Origin of the sequence: Sutcliffiella rhizosphaerae (genome assembly GCF_917563925.1) — a bacterium.
Classification (GTDB): Bacteria; Bacillota; Bacilli; order Bacillales; family Bacillaceae_I; genus Sutcliffiella_A; species Sutcliffiella_A rhizosphaerae.
This window is the reverse complement of the sequence record NZ_CAKJTJ010000054.1, coordinates 1-17,545: the sequence shown is the minus strand read 5'-3', so window position 1 is coordinate 17,545 and position 17,545 is coordinate 1. Positions and strand designations below refer to the sequence as shown.

Annotated in this window: 17 protein-coding genes and 2 riboswitches; of the genes, 12 read left to right on the top strand and 5 right to left on the bottom strand. The window is 36.9% G+C overall.

The window, feature by feature from the left end:
- From LRP81_RS21910 to LRP81_RS21880, 8 genes are all read left to right on the top strand, one after another.
- The coding region (locus LRP81_RS21910) for a hypothetical protein (RefSeq protein WP_230505138.1) at positions 1-316 on the top strand (316 nt) is incomplete at its 5' end.
- Positions 317-470: 154 nt separating this feature from the next.
- The gene (locus tag LRP81_RS21905) at positions 471-950 is read left to right on the top strand and encodes a hypothetical protein (RefSeq protein WP_230505136.1); all 480 of its coding nucleotides are present in this window, start codon (positions 471-473) and stop codon (positions 948-950) included.
- Positions 951-1,008: 58 nt separating this feature from the next.
- Positions 1,009-2,775: a M3 family oligoendopeptidase gene (locus LRP81_RS21900; protein WP_230505134.1), complete on the top strand. Its 1,767-nt coding sequence runs from the start codon at positions 1,009-1,011 to the stop codon at positions 2,773-2,775.
- Positions 2,776-2,807: 32 nt separating this feature from the next.
- On the top strand, positions 2,808-3,059 hold the full coding sequence (locus tag LRP81_RS21895) for a hypothetical protein (protein ID WP_230505132.1): 252 nt from the start codon (positions 2,808-2,810) through the stop codon (positions 3,057-3,059).
- Positions 3,056-4,009, top strand: coding sequence for a DUF2268 domain-containing protein (locus LRP81_RS21890; protein WP_230505130.1), 954 nt, complete (start codon positions 3,056-3,058; stop codon positions 4,007-4,009). Before LRP81_RS21895 ends, LRP81_RS21890 begins: the two co-directional genes overlap by 4 nt.
- Positions 4,010-4,014: 5 nt before the next feature.
- Positions 4,015-4,158, top strand: a complete 144-nt coding sequence (locus LRP81_RS23540; protein ID WP_399208211.1) for a DUF4083 family protein — start codon at positions 4,015-4,017, stop codon at positions 4,156-4,158.
- A 61-nt stretch (positions 4,159-4,219) separates the two neighbouring features.
- Positions 4,220-4,717 carry a GNAT family N-acetyltransferase gene (locus tag LRP81_RS21885; protein ID WP_230505128.1) on the top strand — a complete coding sequence of 166 codons (498 nt, stop codon included), beginning with the start codon at positions 4,220-4,222 and terminating at the stop codon, positions 4,715-4,717.
- Between the two features lie 293 nt (positions 4,718-5,010).
- Entirely contained in the window at positions 5,011-6,189 is a 1,179-nt protein-coding gene (locus LRP81_RS21880; RefSeq protein ID WP_230505126.1) for a GGDEF domain-containing protein, read from the top strand.
- Positions 6,190-6,263: 74 nt separating this feature from the next.
- Here the strand turns inward: LRP81_RS21880 and LRP81_RS21875 are convergent, their stop codons facing one another.
- The 4 genes from LRP81_RS21875 to LRP81_RS21860 are packed head-to-tail and all read right to left on the bottom strand — an operon-like array spanning position 6,264 to position 9,987.
- A complete protein-coding gene (locus tag LRP81_RS21875) occupies positions 6,264-7,463 on the bottom strand; it encodes a M20 family metallopeptidase (protein WP_230505124.1) in 1,200 nt (399 codons plus the stop codon).
- Between the two features lie 15 nt (positions 7,464-7,478).
- The gene (locus LRP81_RS21870; protein ID WP_230505122.1) at positions 7,479-8,300 is read right to left on the bottom strand and encodes a MetQ/NlpA family ABC transporter substrate-binding protein; all 822 of its coding nucleotides are present in this window, start codon (positions 8,298-8,300) and stop codon (positions 7,479-7,481) included.
- A gap of 15 nt (positions 8,301-8,315) precedes the next feature.
- Positions 8,316-8,966 (bottom strand): methionine ABC transporter permease, encoded by a 651-nt coding sequence (locus LRP81_RS21865; protein ID WP_230505120.1) that lies wholly within the window; start codon positions 8,964-8,966, stop codon positions 8,316-8,318.
- Positions 8,956-9,987, bottom strand: a complete 1,032-nt coding sequence (locus LRP81_RS21860) for a methionine ABC transporter ATP-binding protein (RefSeq protein WP_230505118.1) — start codon at positions 9,985-9,987, stop codon at positions 8,956-8,958. The genes LRP81_RS21865 and LRP81_RS21860 overlap by 11 nt, the downstream gene beginning before the upstream one ends.
- Positions 9,988-10,075: 88 nt before the next feature.
- A riboswitch (SAM riboswitch) is annotated at positions 10,076-10,182 on the bottom strand.
- Between the two features lie 95 nt (positions 10,183-10,277).
- Positions 10,278-10,383, bottom strand: a riboswitch (SAM riboswitch).
- A 200-nt stretch (positions 10,384-10,583) separates the two neighbouring features.
- Here LRP81_RS21860 and LRP81_RS21855 point away from each other — a divergent pair.
- The 3 genes from LRP81_RS21855 to LRP81_RS21845 all read left to right on the top strand — a co-directional run bounded on the left by LRP81_RS21855 (position 10,584) and on the right by LRP81_RS21845 (position 13,300).
- Complete coding sequence (locus tag LRP81_RS21855; RefSeq protein ID WP_230505117.1) at positions 10,584-11,030, top strand: hypothetical protein; 447 nt, start codon at positions 10,584-10,586, stop codon at positions 11,028-11,030.
- Entirely contained in the window at positions 11,031-11,813 is a 783-nt protein-coding gene (locus LRP81_RS21850; protein ID WP_230505115.1) for a hypothetical protein, read from the top strand.
- A gap of 416 nt (positions 11,814-12,229) precedes the next feature.
- Complete coding sequence (locus LRP81_RS21845; RefSeq protein ID WP_230505112.1) at positions 12,230-13,300, top strand: M14 family zinc carboxypeptidase; 1,071 nt, start codon at positions 12,230-12,232, stop codon at positions 13,298-13,300.
- Positions 13,301-13,353: 53 nt separating this feature from the next.
- Here LRP81_RS21845 and LRP81_RS21840 read toward each other — a convergent pair whose 3' ends face one another.
- On the bottom strand, positions 13,354-14,652 hold the full coding sequence (locus LRP81_RS21840; protein ID WP_230505110.1) for a hemolysin family protein: 1,299 nt from the start codon (positions 14,650-14,652) through the stop codon (positions 13,354-13,356).
- A gap of 789 nt (positions 14,653-15,441) precedes the next feature.
- Here LRP81_RS21840 and LRP81_RS21835 point away from each other — a divergent pair.
- Positions 15,442-17,418, top strand: a complete 1,977-nt coding sequence (locus LRP81_RS21835; RefSeq protein ID WP_399208210.1) for a bifunctional 2',3'-cyclic-nucleotide 2'-phosphodiesterase/3'-nucleotidase — start codon at positions 15,442-15,444, stop codon at positions 17,416-17,418.
- Positions 17,419-17,545 lie beyond the last annotated feature (127 nt).

Sequence of the window (17,545 nt, the reverse complement as noted above, 5' to 3'; positions counted from 1 at the left end):
GATATTGGTAAGTATATTACTTTGCTTAATAGTGGAGAAGTCATTGGGGATAAAAGTTAAGAAAATTAAAATGCCTGGAATAGGAAGGGTTTTTATATTCTTTGGTGTGTTTGGCGTGATGATGACGTTACAATATATTCAACAGGTCTATCAATTTGATTTTTTACTAAACTCTATTCTTATCATTTTCTCTATTTCTATCGTATTAAGTTTAATAGATTTTATTTTTATTAAAGAAGGAAAAACGTATATTCGCAACTTACTATTTGGTGTCATATATGTGTTAACTACAATCCCAATTTTAATTCTTTTGTAATGACGCTATTTTGTTCAGATTCCTGGAAAATCTGCAAAGTGTAAGAGCGAAGTGAAAATTTGACATTCTACATAGAACTTAAAGGAAAGTGAAACCGGTATCTAGTTTTATGAGTATAAATAGTAGAGACAGTAACTTGTGAGGAGGCAATTGCTTGCATAAAAAATGGGTGATCCTCAGTACAGCTACATTATTAATTATCGTTTCTTTTTTATCCGCTAAATATTTTTACTTCCAAAATCTATACGATGCACCATATATAATCGTCCAGGAAATGGTGGAAGCGATTGATACTGGTGAGAAATTAGACAACGTCATTGTAACAGCCCAAGAGTGGGATGAAATTACAGAAGATTCAATCTTTTCGCAAGTGAGAAGAGAGTTGAAATGGAATGAGTTTGAGGAATTTGTTGAAGGATGTCAGGAGCCTCAGTTTTCTTTATTTGTTGAAAATGGCCGCGACGCTAGACCTATCATGCACCATGTAATCCAAAATGATCATAGAATTGTTCCTGTATTATGTATGGAGTATGATGAACCCAACGGCAAGCAAATCGGACTGTCACATATTACAATATATATGCAATTAATTAATGAAGAATGGAAGATAGTCGGAAGATCATTGATTTTTTGATGGGGAAATTGAATGTTAATTCAACTTGGAATCAAGGTGAATGAGGTGAAAAAATAAGATGAATCAGACTACTTACTCACAGGTGTGGAATTTAGAAACTATTTTTCAAAGTGGTCTAGAAACGAAGCAGCCTAGTGAATTTATTGAAGCAATTAGTGAAGATCTTACCATACTTGAAAAGCGACTTTCTAACATAGGCACATGTGAAAAACATGATATAGAAAGATTATTAACTCTACTTGCAAATATCAAAATCCGTTTATCTCAGGCAACTTCTTATGTAACTTGTCTCTCAGCACAAGGAAATCGAAATCCTGAAGCGTTAGTGCATAGGGGAAAAACTTCTGAACTTTCAGCTCGCTATGAATCGCTATTGCTACAAATAAAAAGAAAGCTTGAGAAAGTAAACGCTGCTGAGCTTAACACCTTTCCGTTTATCGTAAGTGAATGGCAGAATGATTTAAATAGTGTAACAAATTCTGATGAAATCATGGGTATGATTAATGCTCTATCTGTAGATGGTTTTCATGCTTGGGGTCAAATGTATCAGTCTTTCATAGGGAAAATGAAAATACATATGGACATAAATGGGCGTATAAAAGAATTTTCAGTTAGACAAATTATTAATTTTCGTTCTCATTCTAATGAACAAGTACGAAAACAAGCTCATGATGCATTAGAAAAACAGTGTGAGGTACATGAGGACTTTTTTGCTCAAATACTTAATCATATTACTGGATTTCGCATTACACTCTATAATGAAACAATATTATATGACAGTTTAAAACGAAATAGATTAACGAAAGACTCTTTAGATGCTATGTGGCAAGCGGTTAGAACAACGGAACCAATATCTTTTGTAGAATATTTAAATCAAAAAGCGATTCTGCAAGGACACGAAAAGATGAAAGCTTATAATTTTTGGGCTCCTGATACAGACAAAGAACAGACATACACTTTTGAGGAAGCTGCAGAATTTTTAATAGAGAATGCAAGAAAATTTGGTCCAGAATTAGAGCAGTTTACTAGAAATGCTTTTGAGAATGGCTGGATAGAAGCGGAAAATCGACTTGGGAAGCATCCAATTGAGTTTTGTGCAAGCTTTCCATATACAAAGGAATCAAGAGTGTTCCTTACATATGATGGTTCCATTACGAATGTGCTGACACTTGCTCACGAACTTGGACATGCTTTTCACAATCACGCTATGAAAGGAGAAAATGGATTAAACAGGCAGTATCCCCTTTGTATCGCGGAAACATCCTCTACTTTTTATGAGATGGTAATCTTAGAAGCTGCGTTAGAAAAAGCTGTTAGTGAAAAAGACAAACTATTTTTGTTAAACGAGAAGCTAAAGCGTAGTGTCATGAATTTCATGAACATTCATTCCCGATATATTTTCGAAGAAAGAGTGTATGCAGAAAGGGCTAAAGGAATGGTTAGTACAGAAAGGATAAATGAAATAATGTCAGAGTCTCTGAACGAATCCTATTATGGAACATTAGACAATCCGTCTGTTCGATCGTGGATTTGGACTCCGCATTTTTATTTAACAAAAACACCGTTTTATAACTATCCATATACCTTTGGCTATTTATTGGCAAGCAGCCTTCATGCCAAATATAAAGAAACTGGACTACTTTTTGAAGAGAAATACATACGTCTATTGCGTGACTCAGGCAAGATGTCAATAGAAGATTTAGTAAGAAAACATCTTGGAGGAGACATCACTAAAGCTTCTTTCTGGGAGAAAGGAATGGAGATATGCACAAATGAAGCAAAAGAATATATAAGGTTAAGTAGAAAAATAAAAAACTCACATTGAACTGAAGCATCCAATTAGACAGGAGATATGTCATGGAGAGAGTGGCAAACATAAAGGTGGCTGTTTATTTATTATGTTGGTTTTCATATATTAGTTGGTTGTATAGTGCCGTGTACATTGCAACTGTGGATAGTTGGTGGGGAATATTGAGCGCAGATTATCTAGATTATGGGGATGAGGTACTAGTCAACATATCGGCTTCCCCAATTAAAATCATGTTAGGTACATTCATATTTGGTTGTGGAGGATTGGTGCTGTTTTTATTATTTAGAAAATGGAGATGAGTCACGTGCGTATCATTTTCATATTCCTGTTACTCTTCACTATTGGTTGCACGAAAGTAGTCAAAGAAAGCGAAGAAATATTGCTGGAAAACCATTCTGTTGAAACACTCACTATCAATGGGCAAAGCTTTGAAATCATCCCAGTTTACGATCGGTATTTGGATTATGTGCTTGATGTAGAAAAGGAGGATGCGGATAGAAATGAAAGTTTTTTAGAGCATGTATTTCTTTCTTTTTCAGAAGAAATATACGGTCATTCGTATTACGAGCAAGATGAATTTTATTTTGCCACGCCCCGGAATATTTCAAAGCTAAAAGAAACGATTAAATTATTAGATGAAAAAATCCCAGAACTGCTTATTTCAATCCAAAAAGTATTGGAAAATGCCACATTTCTTCTGCCAGGAGAACACTATCCCATTTATATTCAACCTTATAATCCAGACTTTAATTCGTATGAAATGTCCGGAATTGTCGGTATAACCATGCCAAATGGTGCGATTGTTTTGCAAATTGATCCTAGGACATTTCAAGAAGACTTATTTATGTATATGGTTGCCCATGAATATCACCATGCTGTGTATATAGATAAATCAGATTGGAGATTTAGAAAGTCTGATTTACTAAATGATGTCATAATGGAGGGAAAGTCTGATACCTTTGCAACCTTAATGTTTCCGGAAACACTAGTTCCCTGGCTTGCCCCGTTAAGTGATAAGGAAAAGGAAATAGTGTTGGAATACGTACGAGAGCATCATAATTCCTTCGATTATAACAATACATATATACTCTTTATAGGAAGTCGAACACAGGGAATTCCTAGGTGGTCGAATTACAAGATTGGGTTTCATATGGTAGATGAGTATTTAAAAAAGTATCCGGATCTGGCGATTGAAGAGTGGACAGTAGTAAATGCGAAGGAAATTTTTGAACAATGGAAAAGTGAATGAAATAGATGAATGTAATGAGGTTTCCATTATTAGTAATAGGGTTAATTATTATATTTGTGATATCACTTACAATGTTTATTCTAAGATTGTCCCAAAATGCATCAAAAAGAAATATTCAATTGCGAGAAATAGATAATAAAATGGATTAACTATTGGATAAATTAGATAAGAATAATTCAATAAAATAGTCGCCGGAGGTATTCAATAAATATGGAAATTATACTATTAACACCAGGTAACGCCACAGAGTATCAAGAATTAAGACTGACAGCTTTGAAAAGTAGCCCTGAAGCATTCAGTTCAAGCTATGAAGAGGAGAAGTGTAATTCCGTATCTTTCTATGAAGAACGTTTAAACGGTGAGCAATCATATACATACGGTGCATTTTTGCATAACAATCTAGCAGGAACCGTTACTCTGTTCCCAGAAACAAAAAATAAAATAAAACATAGGGCACATATTTTTGCTATGTATGTTTCAGAGGAATTTCGGAAACGTGGTTTAGGGAAAGCACTAATGAATGCGGCCATCGAAAAAGCTCAGGAACTAGAAGGAATTGAACAAATTCATTTAACAGTCAACGCCAGCAATGAAGCAGCGAAAATGCTTTATCTGTCTCTTGGTTTTAGCACATATGGAGTAGATAAAAAGGCATTAAACATAGAAGGTCGCTATTATGACGAAGAACTTATGGTAAAGATGGTCTAAGGAATGTAGACCCAGAATCAGGGGAAGGGTCTTCATAAGCGATATGAAGGCCCAAAATTTAAAGACGAAAATCAACTGAGAGTACAAAAAGATAACTTGATAAAGTAAACCGCAAGAACAACAACTAAAATCTCCCCAAACATATCAACTAGCCAACCATTAACCTAGTAATGAAGCTTCATTCTAAATTAAGGTCAGTAATAAAAAATCTATAGGCAAAAAATCATATCAAAACTATAATATAGATAAGAGATTATTGATAATAAACACAATCAAAAAATGAGGATACTTGCATGAAATTTATTTATCCATTTGTTGCCCCGAAACTAGATAAGCAGGATGCAATTTTGCTGCAGCAACAGCTTTTCCAAGAGAATTTGAAAAGGTGCAAATTGTTTGCGAAGGTTGTTATTCTCTTTGAAATCATGTTAATCTTAATGAATATCAGTGTAGAAGCAACACTTAATTTCTACTTGATTATGTATCTGCTTTTGACATTTATGAGTATAGTGATGCTACTACATATTAATAGATTGGAAAAAAATACTGCTACGAAAACGGCCGTTAATAATCCAATCCTGTTTAGTTTGGTTGTGTTCTTTCTTGTTTGGGGTGCAGTAATAACACTGTATGACCAGTTCGGTTATGGACATATTATGGCTTTTGCTGTTAATTTCATGTGTGTATCGATTCTATATCATGCAGATAATAAAGCCATTCTAGGTTTATATGTACTACCCATTGTAGTGATTCTTATTGGATTACCTTTTTTTCAAGCTTCAAAGGAAGTGTTGATGGGGCATTATATTAATTTAATGGTGTTTCTTTTTTTCTGTTGGTTAGCATCTAGAATGCTTTACACAAGCTATGTTTCTAATTTTTATCATGAGCGCCTATTATTGAAGACTAATAAAGAAAATGAAAAAATTAATCAAGAATTAGAAGATGCTAATAGCCTTCTTTTTGAACTTTCTAATGTGGATGAATTAACAAAAGTCCCTAATCGTAGAGCTTTTTGGCGATTTATTGAAAATGGGCTATCTATTAGGAATATACCTAGAAAGTTATCACTTTTCGTTTTGGATATTGATGAATTTAAACAATATAACGATACTCTTGGACATTTAGAAGGAGACCGTGTGTTAAAGGAAGTAGCACAGGAACTTCACACATTTATAAAAAATGATTCTCCAAATGGTATGATTGCGAGGTTTGGTGGAGAAGAGTTCATTTTAGCTTATTTCGATATACAAGTAGATGAAATTACTACTGCAGAAAGAATTAGAAAGAAAATAGAAGATCTAGCTCTTCCTCACCCTGCTTCTACAGTAGCTTCCACTGTCACTGTTAGTATTGGCGGTGTCACATGTTCGCTTGAGCAGATAGAAGAGGTAAATGGCTACCTTACTCAAGCGGATGAAGCCCTTTATCAAGCAAAACAGAAAGGGAGAAACTGCGTTGAGATTTTTTGAACCAGCAAGCATTATTCATTAAAAAGAAAAAGCTCAGGAAGCCGTAAAAGTTACGGCTTCCTGAGCTTTTAACTTTATTTACTACTTTGTTTTTCCTCGAATTCATTCTTCACTCTTTTCAACAATTCTTGATCGGTAAGCAATCTCAACGCAGTCAATGCTAGTGCTTCTGCACCAACTAATAAAGCGTGGTCTCCTTGGGTAGAACGAGCAGCGATCTTGAATTCTTCCGTGTGTCCAACTAATGTCTCTGGACCTATTTTAATATATGGATGAATGGTTGGGACGACATGACTTACATTGCCGACATCCGTGGATCCAATTCCAGATTTTCCTTCAAGTACAACCGTCTCACCGAGGGATTCTGCAATTTCTTTAAATACTTCATCCAAGGTTTCATTCAGAACAATATTATCCACTTCGTTTTGGAAGGCAATAACATTTAACTTCGCACCGGTGGAAAGTGCTGCGCCTTCAGCAATGGCTTTTACTTTTTCGGTTACTTTATTCAATTCTTCACGAGTAGCTGCTCGAATATAGAAGCGAGCTTTCGCATATTCTGGAACGATATTTGGTGCATCTCCGCCATGTGTGATGATTCCGTGAATCCTGATGTCATCTGTTACGTGCTGACGGAGAGCATTGATGCCGTTGAAAAGTTGGATGACTGCATCAAGTGCATTGATTCCTTCCTGTGGAGAAGCAGCTGCATGTGCTGGTTTACCGATGTATTCAAAGTCTAGAGGGTCGACTGCAAGGGTTGGCCCTGTTAACCTAGTAGCATTTCCCGGGTGAATCATTAAAGCAGCATCCAAATGTTGTACAAGGCCGTGTTTAACGAAGCTCCCTTTTGCACTACCGTTCGGCCCACCTTCTTCTGCTGGAGTTCCGAATACCGTAACCTCTCCACCTGTTTCTTCAAGGACTTTACTCAACGCAATAGCTGCTGCAACACTTGTGGTGCCAATAATATTATGACCACACGCATGGCCGATACCAGGCAGCGCATCATACTCTGCTAAAAATCCAATGGATGGTCCAGGTTTGTTAGATTTTTTTGTTGCTACAAAACCTGTTTCATGGCCAGCAACATTTGTTTTCACTGCAAATCCTTCTTCCTCTAAAATCGAAGTGAGAAGAGAGGAAGCGAAGTATTCCTCATTCCCAATTTCAGGTTTGTCATGAATTTGATGACTTGTGGATAAATAAAGGGCTTGCTTTTGCTTGATATCCTCTTTAATAATGACTGATTTTTCATTGATTGTTACGGTCATTCCACTCACTCCTTTTTATTCTTCATCTACGCCGATGTCACTTAACGGTACAAAGGTAGGAATGCTGCTGCCTTTGAATTCTTTTTCAATGAATTCTTTTACATCATCCTCCTGGTAAAGCGCAGCGATTTTCTTTAGATCCTCTCGGTTTTTATCTTCCGTACGGGCCGCAATAATATTAATATAAGGTGTTGCGGTATCACTCTCATGGAATATGGAATCCTCAACAGGGTTAAAGCCAGCATCCACGGCAATTCCATTATTGATAATGGATGCATCTACATCTGGCAATACTCGAGGTGTCTGTCCAGCGACTACAGGAATTATTTCAAGATTCTTCGGATTTTCTACGATTTTGTCTAATGATCCATTTCCATCAAAGTCTTCTGGTAATGTCAGTAATCCTGCATCTTGTAAAAGCAGGAATGCTCTTCCCATGTTGGTTGCCTCATTAGGAACGGCAATTTTTCCTCCATCTGGAATGTCAGCAATATTGTCATGCTTTTCCGAGTAGATGCCCATTGGGGCAATAACTGTCGTTGCAATCGGAGTTAGGTCTAGATTGTGCTCTTTTATAAAGGCATTGAAATATGAAATAGTTTGAAATGCATTGGCATCTAATTCTTTTTGCGCTAAAGCTAGATTCGGTTGTACATAATCAGAGAATGTAACAATTTCAATCTCGATTCCTTCCTTTTTTGCTTTTTCAGCTACGAAGTCCCATATTCGATTATCTGAACCACTTACCCCGATTTTTACTGTCTCGTTGTTGCTAGAGCAGCCTGCTACTATGAATAGTAAAATTAGTAATGATGCAATACTTATTATTTTTTTCATGATGTTTGTCTCTCCTTATCGTCTTCTTATTCTTTTGGATAATATATTTCCTGTACTCTGAATGGCCTGAACCATAACGACCAGAATCGCAACAGTGATAAACATCGTTATTTCATCAAACTGTTGATATCCGTATGTAATGGCCAAGTCACCAAGTCCTCCTCCGCCAACAGCTCCTGCCATGGCAGAAGCTCCAATTAATCCAATGGTAGCAATCGTAACAGCTAACAAGAGGGAACTTAATGCTTCAGGCAATAAAAATTTAAAGATGATTTGCCTAGGGGTTGCGCCCATCGCTTCTGCCGCTTCAAGCACACCAGGCTCCACTTCCAGTAATGAATTTTCTACCAATCTTGCAAAATATGGTGCTGCGTAAAAGATAAGCGGGACAGTTGCAGCCGCCGTTCCGATAGAAGTACCTACGATAAATCTCGTAAAGGGTATGATAGCAACAAGTAAAATAATGAACGGAATGGAACGTAATACGTTAATTACCGGATTTAATAAGTTAAAGAGAAAAGTATTTTCTAAAATATGTCCTTTCCTTGTAACAACTAACAGTACTCCAAGTGGTAAACCGATGATGACCGAAAAGAGTAAGGAAAAGCTGACCATCGAAATGGTTTCAAGCAATGCATCCACAATTTGCTCCGGTCTAACTCGCATGAGTATTCACCTCCTTAATTACTACTTTTTCTTGTTGAATAAAAAACAGTGCCCGTTTAATTTCAGAGGGTTCGCCTTTCAACTTAACAACCAAACTTCCGAAGGGAACACCTTGAAGTTCAGTGATGTTTCCAAAAAGAACATTGACATCCACTTTGAATTTTTTCGCAACTTGTGACAGAAAGGGCTGACCAGCAGAAGCCCCGACAAAATTAATTCGGTAAATGCCTTGGTATTCGTCCTTTTGACTAACTAATTTACGAATGGAGTCCGGAATTCTATCGTTCATCACGGAACTGACGAAATTCCTGGCCGTGGAAGTTTTCGGATTAGAAAATAAGTCAAAAACAGATCCGTGCTCAATAATTTCCCCTCTTTCAATCACTGCCACCTTATCGCAAATGTCACGGATGACAGACATTTCATGTGTAATCATCAAAATCGTTATATTGTATTCTTCGTTTATTTTTTTCAAAAGCTGAAGAATGGCACCAGTTGTTTGAGGGTCAAGTGCAGAGGTAGCCTCATCACATAGCAGAACTGAAGGCTTTGTAGCAAGTGCCCTTGCTATTCCGACGCGTTGCTTTTGTCCACCTGATAGCTGATCTGGATAGTTGTCTTTTTTATCAACAAGGCCCACAAATTCTAATAACTCTTCTACTCTCTTTTTTATACGGTCCTTTTTCACATGACTAATTAACAAAGGCATCGCGACATTTTCATAAACTGTTTTCGAGTTTAGGAGATTGAAATGTTGAAAAACCATCCCAATTTTACGCTTAGCTTCCCGCAAATTTTTAGGAGAAAGTTCCGTTAAATCCTCGCCGCCAACAAAAACCTTTCCAGATGTAGGGCGCTCCAGTAAGTTCACACAACGGATGAGTGAGCTTTTGCCTGCCCCGCTAAATCCAATAACACCATAGATTTCTCCTTCTTCTATGGTTAAGTCAATTCCATTCAGGGCATGGACTTCTTTGTCTCCACTTTTATAGGCTTTCTTGACATTATTGAACGTAATCATGTTGTATAGTTCCTCCGTTTCTAGGATAAAAAAATACCCTTTTCTTTGTTTAAGACAAGAAAAGGGCACCGTCGAAAACGGATGCTCTTTCTTATCTTTCAAGCAATATAGCTTGCAGGAATAGGCACAGTGCTTTTAATAAAGTCCGTTGCCGAGGCTTCATCGGGCCAGTCCCTTCACCTCTCTGGATAAGAAAAAACTTATTCAATTGGAAAACTCGGATTAAGAGAAAAACAAAACCCCTTCTTAACATATAAGAAGAGGTTTGGAGTCCGACTGAACTTAATCTCTTCTTATCTATCAAGCTACTGCTTGCTGGAATTGGCACAGTACTTCATAAAAAAGCCTGCTGCCGAGGTTTCAAAGGGCCAATCCCTCCACCTCTCTGGATAAGAAAATAAGTTTTATTTGATTGATGCTAAGTTTAGTATGGTTTTTTTATGGTGTCAATGGCTTTTTTTAGATTGAACAAACATGAAAACGCTTAACATACTGATAGAACAAACTAAAAAAATTTAAAAGTGAAACTAAATGACTTGTTCAAACGTCATACATATTAGGGGTAATGGAAAAGTTTTGAAAAAGGGGTGTGGGAAATGAAAAAGCTTATATTGGTACTTTCAGTAATTACATTACTAGCAGCTTGTTCAGCTGATGCGTCGATAAATTTTAGGTATATGTTTGCTGGTAATAGTGATAATTGGGAAGCTGAGTATATTGAAAGTGGGAAAAAAGTATTTGAGAATATAAACGGAAAAAATACATACAGCAGTGAATCAGCAGATGAGTTTATTTTAAAATATATAGGAAATGAAGATGAGTTGAAATCAGTGAAAAAAGTGGAATATTCATATAAAACATCTGCAGGAGGAGGTAGCGAAATTCGCAATTTTGACAAAGCACCAAATAAATCGGATCTGATATTTAAGAGTGATGGTAGTTCTGTTAATGGTGCAAATGTCAGTGGAAATGAAAATATTCAAGTCATCGTTAAATGGGATGGTAAAGAAGAAACATTTGAACTGAAAAAAGGGGAAAATTAAATGAAAAAATATATAACCCTTGCATTTATTGCTTTTTTCTTAAGTGGTTGCCTTGGTAGGTTAAGTGAAGAGGGAAAGCTAGCAAAGACTCACCTCCAGGATTTGGGGTACAAGGTCATTTCCTACCAAGACGAGGGAACGATTACAATCAAAAGGCAGGATATTTTAGAGTTGCCGTATGACCAATTATTAAGTGTCCAGCATGCTAGTCCCGACCAGTTTTTTAAGAAGGAAATAAAGACAATTAGCTTTATAGTCAAAGGACATCTGTTAGATGATACTTACAATAAAGGCAAGACTCAGACGACTGTATTTGTACATGATAATGAGGTAATAGGTGGCTGGTCCTTTCCAGTTGCTTCTGAGCCATTAGATGGAGGACCATATTCCTTGGATGGGAAAACAACAGAGGAGATACACGGAAACTACCAGACATGGACTGAATTAAGAGATAAAGCACTTAAACTGACTCCAGTCCGTGTGGAAAAAAGAACAGAGGCGAGCTATAAGACTATTAAAGTGGTGGAAGCAGCAACCGATCTTAAAAGGTTAGAAGCTTTTTTTGAAGATCTCTCATGGATAGAGAATATAGAAGTACAGATGATGCTACCTCCAGACTACCGTTTTTCAATAAATGGCTTAGATTACGCACTTTGGGGAACACCTAACGGTGAGGGAGTGGAATTAATTTTAGAGGGAGAGGCTAAATATTTGAAGCTTTTAGATGAACGTGCTTCCGAGCTTTACTCTCTTATAACAGGAGAAAAATTAGTTTCAGAATAGAAGGAAAAACGCTTTATCTTTTGGGATTACTCCATAGGTTGAGCGTGTTTTTTTTGAAGAAATCTTTAGAGTACTCTAAAGGATTGCTTGTGAGTGGGGAGTTCTGCAAAGGTTGGAGTGAGGTGAGGTAAGTTGTGTATCTCGAAAGGTTTTCGATTTACCCCAGTAGATCCTGCGAGTACGTCCAAAGATTCAGCAAAAATCTCGACTGCATTCGTATTTCATCAAAAAACCACAAAAGGTTTCTATTCAAATCGTTAAAGTAAGACTTTTTTCGTGCTGTTTTGCACCATTGGTATTTTCTTCCTATGAAATTAATGGTTTGAAAAAGGAGTTTGTCCTTATTTACAGACTTTTCAATAAATTCTAATCTTATTATGTAAGGTAATTTAATCACCTATTTTAAGGAGGAAAATATGAAAAAAGTAAACAAAACAATGTTGGCTTTATCTTTAACAGGTGTGATGACAATTGGCGCGTTAGCTACCGGAAATTTACATACTAGTGCTGTTGGAAATGGTCCGAATTATAATGGCAATGAATCCATTCAGACTTCCATTCTTACTACTTATGATGAATTAGTGGATTATTTGCAAAAGCAAGAAGCTAAACAACAGGTGATGGAGCTTGAGGTAATAGGGGAAACAGTGAAGGGCCGTGATATTTATATGGCCAAGTTTATTAAAGACGAAAGCAATCCAACGATTTTGTTCCTTACTCAACAACATGGAAATGAACAATTGACGACAGAAGGAGCAATGCAGTTCATTAAGCATTTAGGAACTGGAAAAACTAGGTCTGTACTGGATCATGTAAATATTTTAGTTATTCCTATGTTAAACGCAGATGGAGCTATGGGAGACGTGAATTTCCCTACTGATCATTACATAGCAGATGGTGATCGACATTTAACTCGTGCTAATGCGAATAATATTGATTTAAATCGAGAGCATGCAAAAGCGGTAAGTGCCATGGAGCCAGAAGCACGTGCGCTTCATGAAAATGTGCTCGAAAAGTATACCATTGATTATTTAATTGATTTACATCATCAAGGGGCGAGAAGTGAACGAGATGGGGAGCTGGTTTCTGGGTCTATCCTCTATCCAACAAGTCCGAATGTAGATTCAGCGGTAATTGAAAAATCTAAACAATTAGGAGCAGTTGTTTTTCATGAGATTGAGTCCAAAGGTTGGGGACATCTTGGAAAATACTCTGGTGGTAATGCTGATAATATCGGGAGAAATGGAATAGCGACAAGATATAATATTGCTACTCTTTTATTTGAGATGAGGGGGATGTCGGATCATACAAATCCATCAGCCGTTCTAGGCCAAAAGAGTAATGGATACTTAATAAAGCAAACTGTGAATACGCTGGATTCCACGGTAAAAGCAATTGCTAATGGTTCCATCCAACAGGTAGATACAAGCTTTTGGGAGACACTACCTTACCAAAATACTCGCCAAGGTGAGGAAAGTGATGAGTAAATAATAAAAAAGCGGTCAGACTCCGCCGTAATAGCGGAACCTTTGACTGCTTTTTATTGCTTATACACTTCCAAGTAATTAAGTTGGTGTCCATCCTTTTTTTCTAGAACTTTAAATGCATATCCGTCTGTAGTGATTTCTGATCCAATTTCGGCTTCTAAATTTTGTGTGAGAAACCAGCCGCCAATTGTATCAACATCCTCTGTTGAAATATTAATTTGTAAAAGCTTGTTCACTTCCCATATCAAAAGTTTTGCATCTAAGAGAAAGTGATCATCGCCAATTTTTCTTATTTCAGGAATTTCATCTTCATCAAATTCATCGCGGATCTCTCCGACAATTTCTTCAATAATATCTTCAATGGTTACTAACCCTGAAGTACCTCCATATTCATCAATTAAGATTGAGATATGTGTCCGTTCTTTTTGCATACGCACGAGCAAGTCATGGATATGAATGCTTTCGATAATCTGAATAATAGGGTTGATAAAAGAAGTGATTTGGAATGAATCTGGAGTAATTTTGGAAGTAAGCGCATCAAGTAAAAACTCCTTGGCATTAAGAAAGCCCACTATACGGTCTTTATCTCCATCAATTACTGGGTATCTTGTTAATCTTTCTTGGTGAATGGTATGCATGACATTTTCGAACGTATCGTTTGTCGACAGTGTGATCATCTCTGTTCGAGGAACCATAATTTCTTTTGCCAATCTTTCATCAAACTCAAAAATGTTGTTCATATAGTTCAATTCGTTTTTATTAATTTCTCCGCTTTTGAAGCTTTCTGATAAAAGAATACGAAGTTCTTCTTCAGAGTGTGCTACTTCATGTTCTGAAGCAGGTCGCAGTCCAAATAACTTAATAAGCTGCCTAGCAGCCCCATTTAAAAACCAAATAAAAGGGAACATTATTCGGTAAAACCAGATGATTGGAACGGCAAAAATAAGCGCAACTGCTTCTGATTTTTGAATGGCGACAGTTTTTGGAGCAAGTTCACCTACGACTACATGAAGGAAGGTCACTATTCCAAAAGCAATTCCAAATGACAATAAATGTGTAATGGTAGGATTTAATTGAAAATATTGAAATAAAGGGTGCAATAACCTTTCGACAGTTGGTTCACCGAGCCAACCAAGTCCTAAAGCAGTGATAGTGATCCCAAGCTGGCATGCCGATAGATATTCATCTAAATGAGTGACCACTTTTTTGGCAGCTAATGCATGTTTATGTCCTTCTTCAATTAATTGATCTATTCTGGAGACGCGTACCTTTACAATGGCAAATTCGGTCGCAACGAAAAAAGCTGTTAAAGCAATGAGCAGAGCGATTAAAAGTAGATTAACTGTAATCATAACTACACCTCTTACATCTGAACCTCAAGGGTTGAAAATAACAATTTTCTCTCTTTTTAAAATGTGCTCAATCGCTGTTTTTGATACAAAAACAAAAAAGAAAACCACTTAGTACTTTCGACCAAGTAGTTTCCTTTTATTACGACAAGCCCGCCGAGGTCATAAATTAAGCCGTCAAAAAGGTCAAACCAGCCTTATTTGTGTTAGGGCTATTCATGGCGCTAAAGCTTTTCTCATAGTCCCGCCGATAAATGTATTTCCCCTTCAGGCAGCTCATTTCCCTTCTGTGGTTCAAGGGTAATGGCAATTGTATCCCAATCCTGAATGGTTGACTGGTCGATGTTATAGAATACGAACCCATTTCCTTGGGCATCAATGATTTGGAGAGTTAAAGTAAAGTATTTGGTTAGTTTATATGGTCATGTGATTATTTGATGAGAGCATTTGGATAAGTATGCAATTGGAAGTTTTGAGGGTGTACAATTTCTTTTAAAAATCTATTATCAAAGATAAATTACTTGAGAATATTCTGTCTATGGAAAGGGATATCAGAACTACTTTATCCATTTACAAATAAACAGTACTTTTCCCTATATAAATATATGTATTCGCTTACAACAAAACATTTATAGGGGCCATTCTACAAAATAATCCATAATACCTGAAATGTGAGAAAAACAAGTCGAATTAAGACTAATATCAGTCCTTTCCGATTATTTCTATTCCTGTAAATCCCTTTATAATGAAGGGAGAAGGATATAATAATTATAGATAAGGGGATGTTTTTCAATGAGAAGCCTACGACAACTCGGGAAAAAAGTATTAGCTACTACGATGGCATTATTGTTACTTGCAACGCCTTCCTATATGAGTTCTGCTGATGCAGCACCTATGGGAAAAGGACCAAATCCAGGAAAGAATGATGTAGAACTACGTGTGATGGGTACGACAGATATTCATACACATCTTCATAACTATGATTATTACAAAGATGCCGAAACAGATGAATTCGGTCTTGCCAAGACTGCTACTTTAATAAAGCAGGCACGGGAAGAAGCGGCTAACACTATGTTGTTTGATAATGGAGATTTGATTCAAGGAAATCCGCTTGGTGATTATAAAGCGAAAGTAAATCCCCTTCAACCAGGTGAAGTTCACCCGGTATTCCAAGCGATGGGATTGCTAGATTATGATGCTGCAACTTTAGGGAATCATGAATTTAACTATGGGCTGGACTTTTTGGATACAGTTTTAGAAGGAGCTCCTTTCCCGTATGTAAGTGCCAATGTATTCTATGATGATGGACAGAAAAACGATAAGTATTATGTTAAGCCTTATGAAATTATGAAAAAGAAATTTAAGGATAAAAAAGGAACAAACCAGGTTGTTCGTGTCGGAGTGACAGGTGTTGTTACCCCTCAAATTATGCAATGGGACAAGGCACACCTTGATGGAAAGCTTGTAACTAAGGACATTGTTCAATCTGTAGAGAAAGTAATTCCGCAAATGAAAAAAGATGGAGCAGATATTATTATCGTCCTTGCCCACTCAGGTATTGGTGATACCGAGTATGTAGAAATGGCGGAGAACGCTACATACCAACTGACTAAATTGGATGGCGTTGATGCGATTGTTACTGGTCACAACCACTTGAATTTTCCTGGTGACTTCAAGGACTTGCCTGGTGTTAATCAGGAAAAAGGAACCATTAATGGAGTGCCGGTAGTAATGCCGGGTAGCTGGGGAAATAACCTTGGAATCATGGATTTAACTCTTTCCAGAGTGAAAGGGGATTGGAAAGTTGTAGATTCTGCATCCAAATTAATGCCTATTTTTTCAAAAGAACATGGTAGTTTAGTTGATGCAGATCAAGACATAATTGATGCGATTAAAGAAGCACATGAAGGAACAGTGGAATATGTACGTACAGCGGTTGGTACTACAACTGCCGACATCCACAGCTATTTTGCATTAGTTCAGGATGACCCATCTATCCAAATCGTCACCAATGCTCAAAAATGGTATATTAACAAACAGTTGCAAGGAACAGTTGATGAGAACACTCCGGTCCTTTCTGCTGGAGCTCCATTCAAAGCAGGTGGAAGAAATGGTGCTAGCTATTACACCTATATTCCACAAGGAGAAATCGCGATTAAAAATGTGGCTGATTTATATTTATACCCTAACACTGTTGCAACAGTGAAAGTAACTGGAGCAGATGTGAAGGAGTGGTTAGAGATGTCTGCTGGACAATTTAACCAAATTGATTCAAGCAATACTGGTGAACAGTCTCTTGTTAATACTAATTTTCCAACGTATAACTATGATGTTATCGACGGAGTTACGTATGAAATTGATGTAACAGAGCCGGCTAAATACGATAGGGACGGGAATGTTATTAACGAGAATGCCAACAGAATTAAGAACTTATCATATGATGGACAACCAATTGATGTAAATCAAGAATTCATCGTAGTTACTAACAACTATCGAGCGAGTGGCAACTTCCCTGGTGTTCGAAACAACACCGGAGTAGAAATGTATCCAGATGAAAACCGACAAGTGATAATTGATTATATTGTTGAACAAGGGGAAATTGATCCTTCGGCAGATGGTAACTGGACATTCAGCACAGTTGGAACTTCTGTGAATGTATCTTTTGATTCTTCGCCAAATGCAGTAGATGCACTTCCGGAAAATGGAAAAATCCAATATGCAGGTCCTTCTGCTAACGGATTTGGCAAATACCTTTTACAATTAGACTGATGAATTGGGGCTGGGACAAAAATGTTTTAGCCTAAGACAAAACCGAACTTATTTGAGTGATTGATCAAATATGTTCGGTTTTTTAGTATAAAAATATGCTTTTATTTTTTAGATTACACTAGCGGTT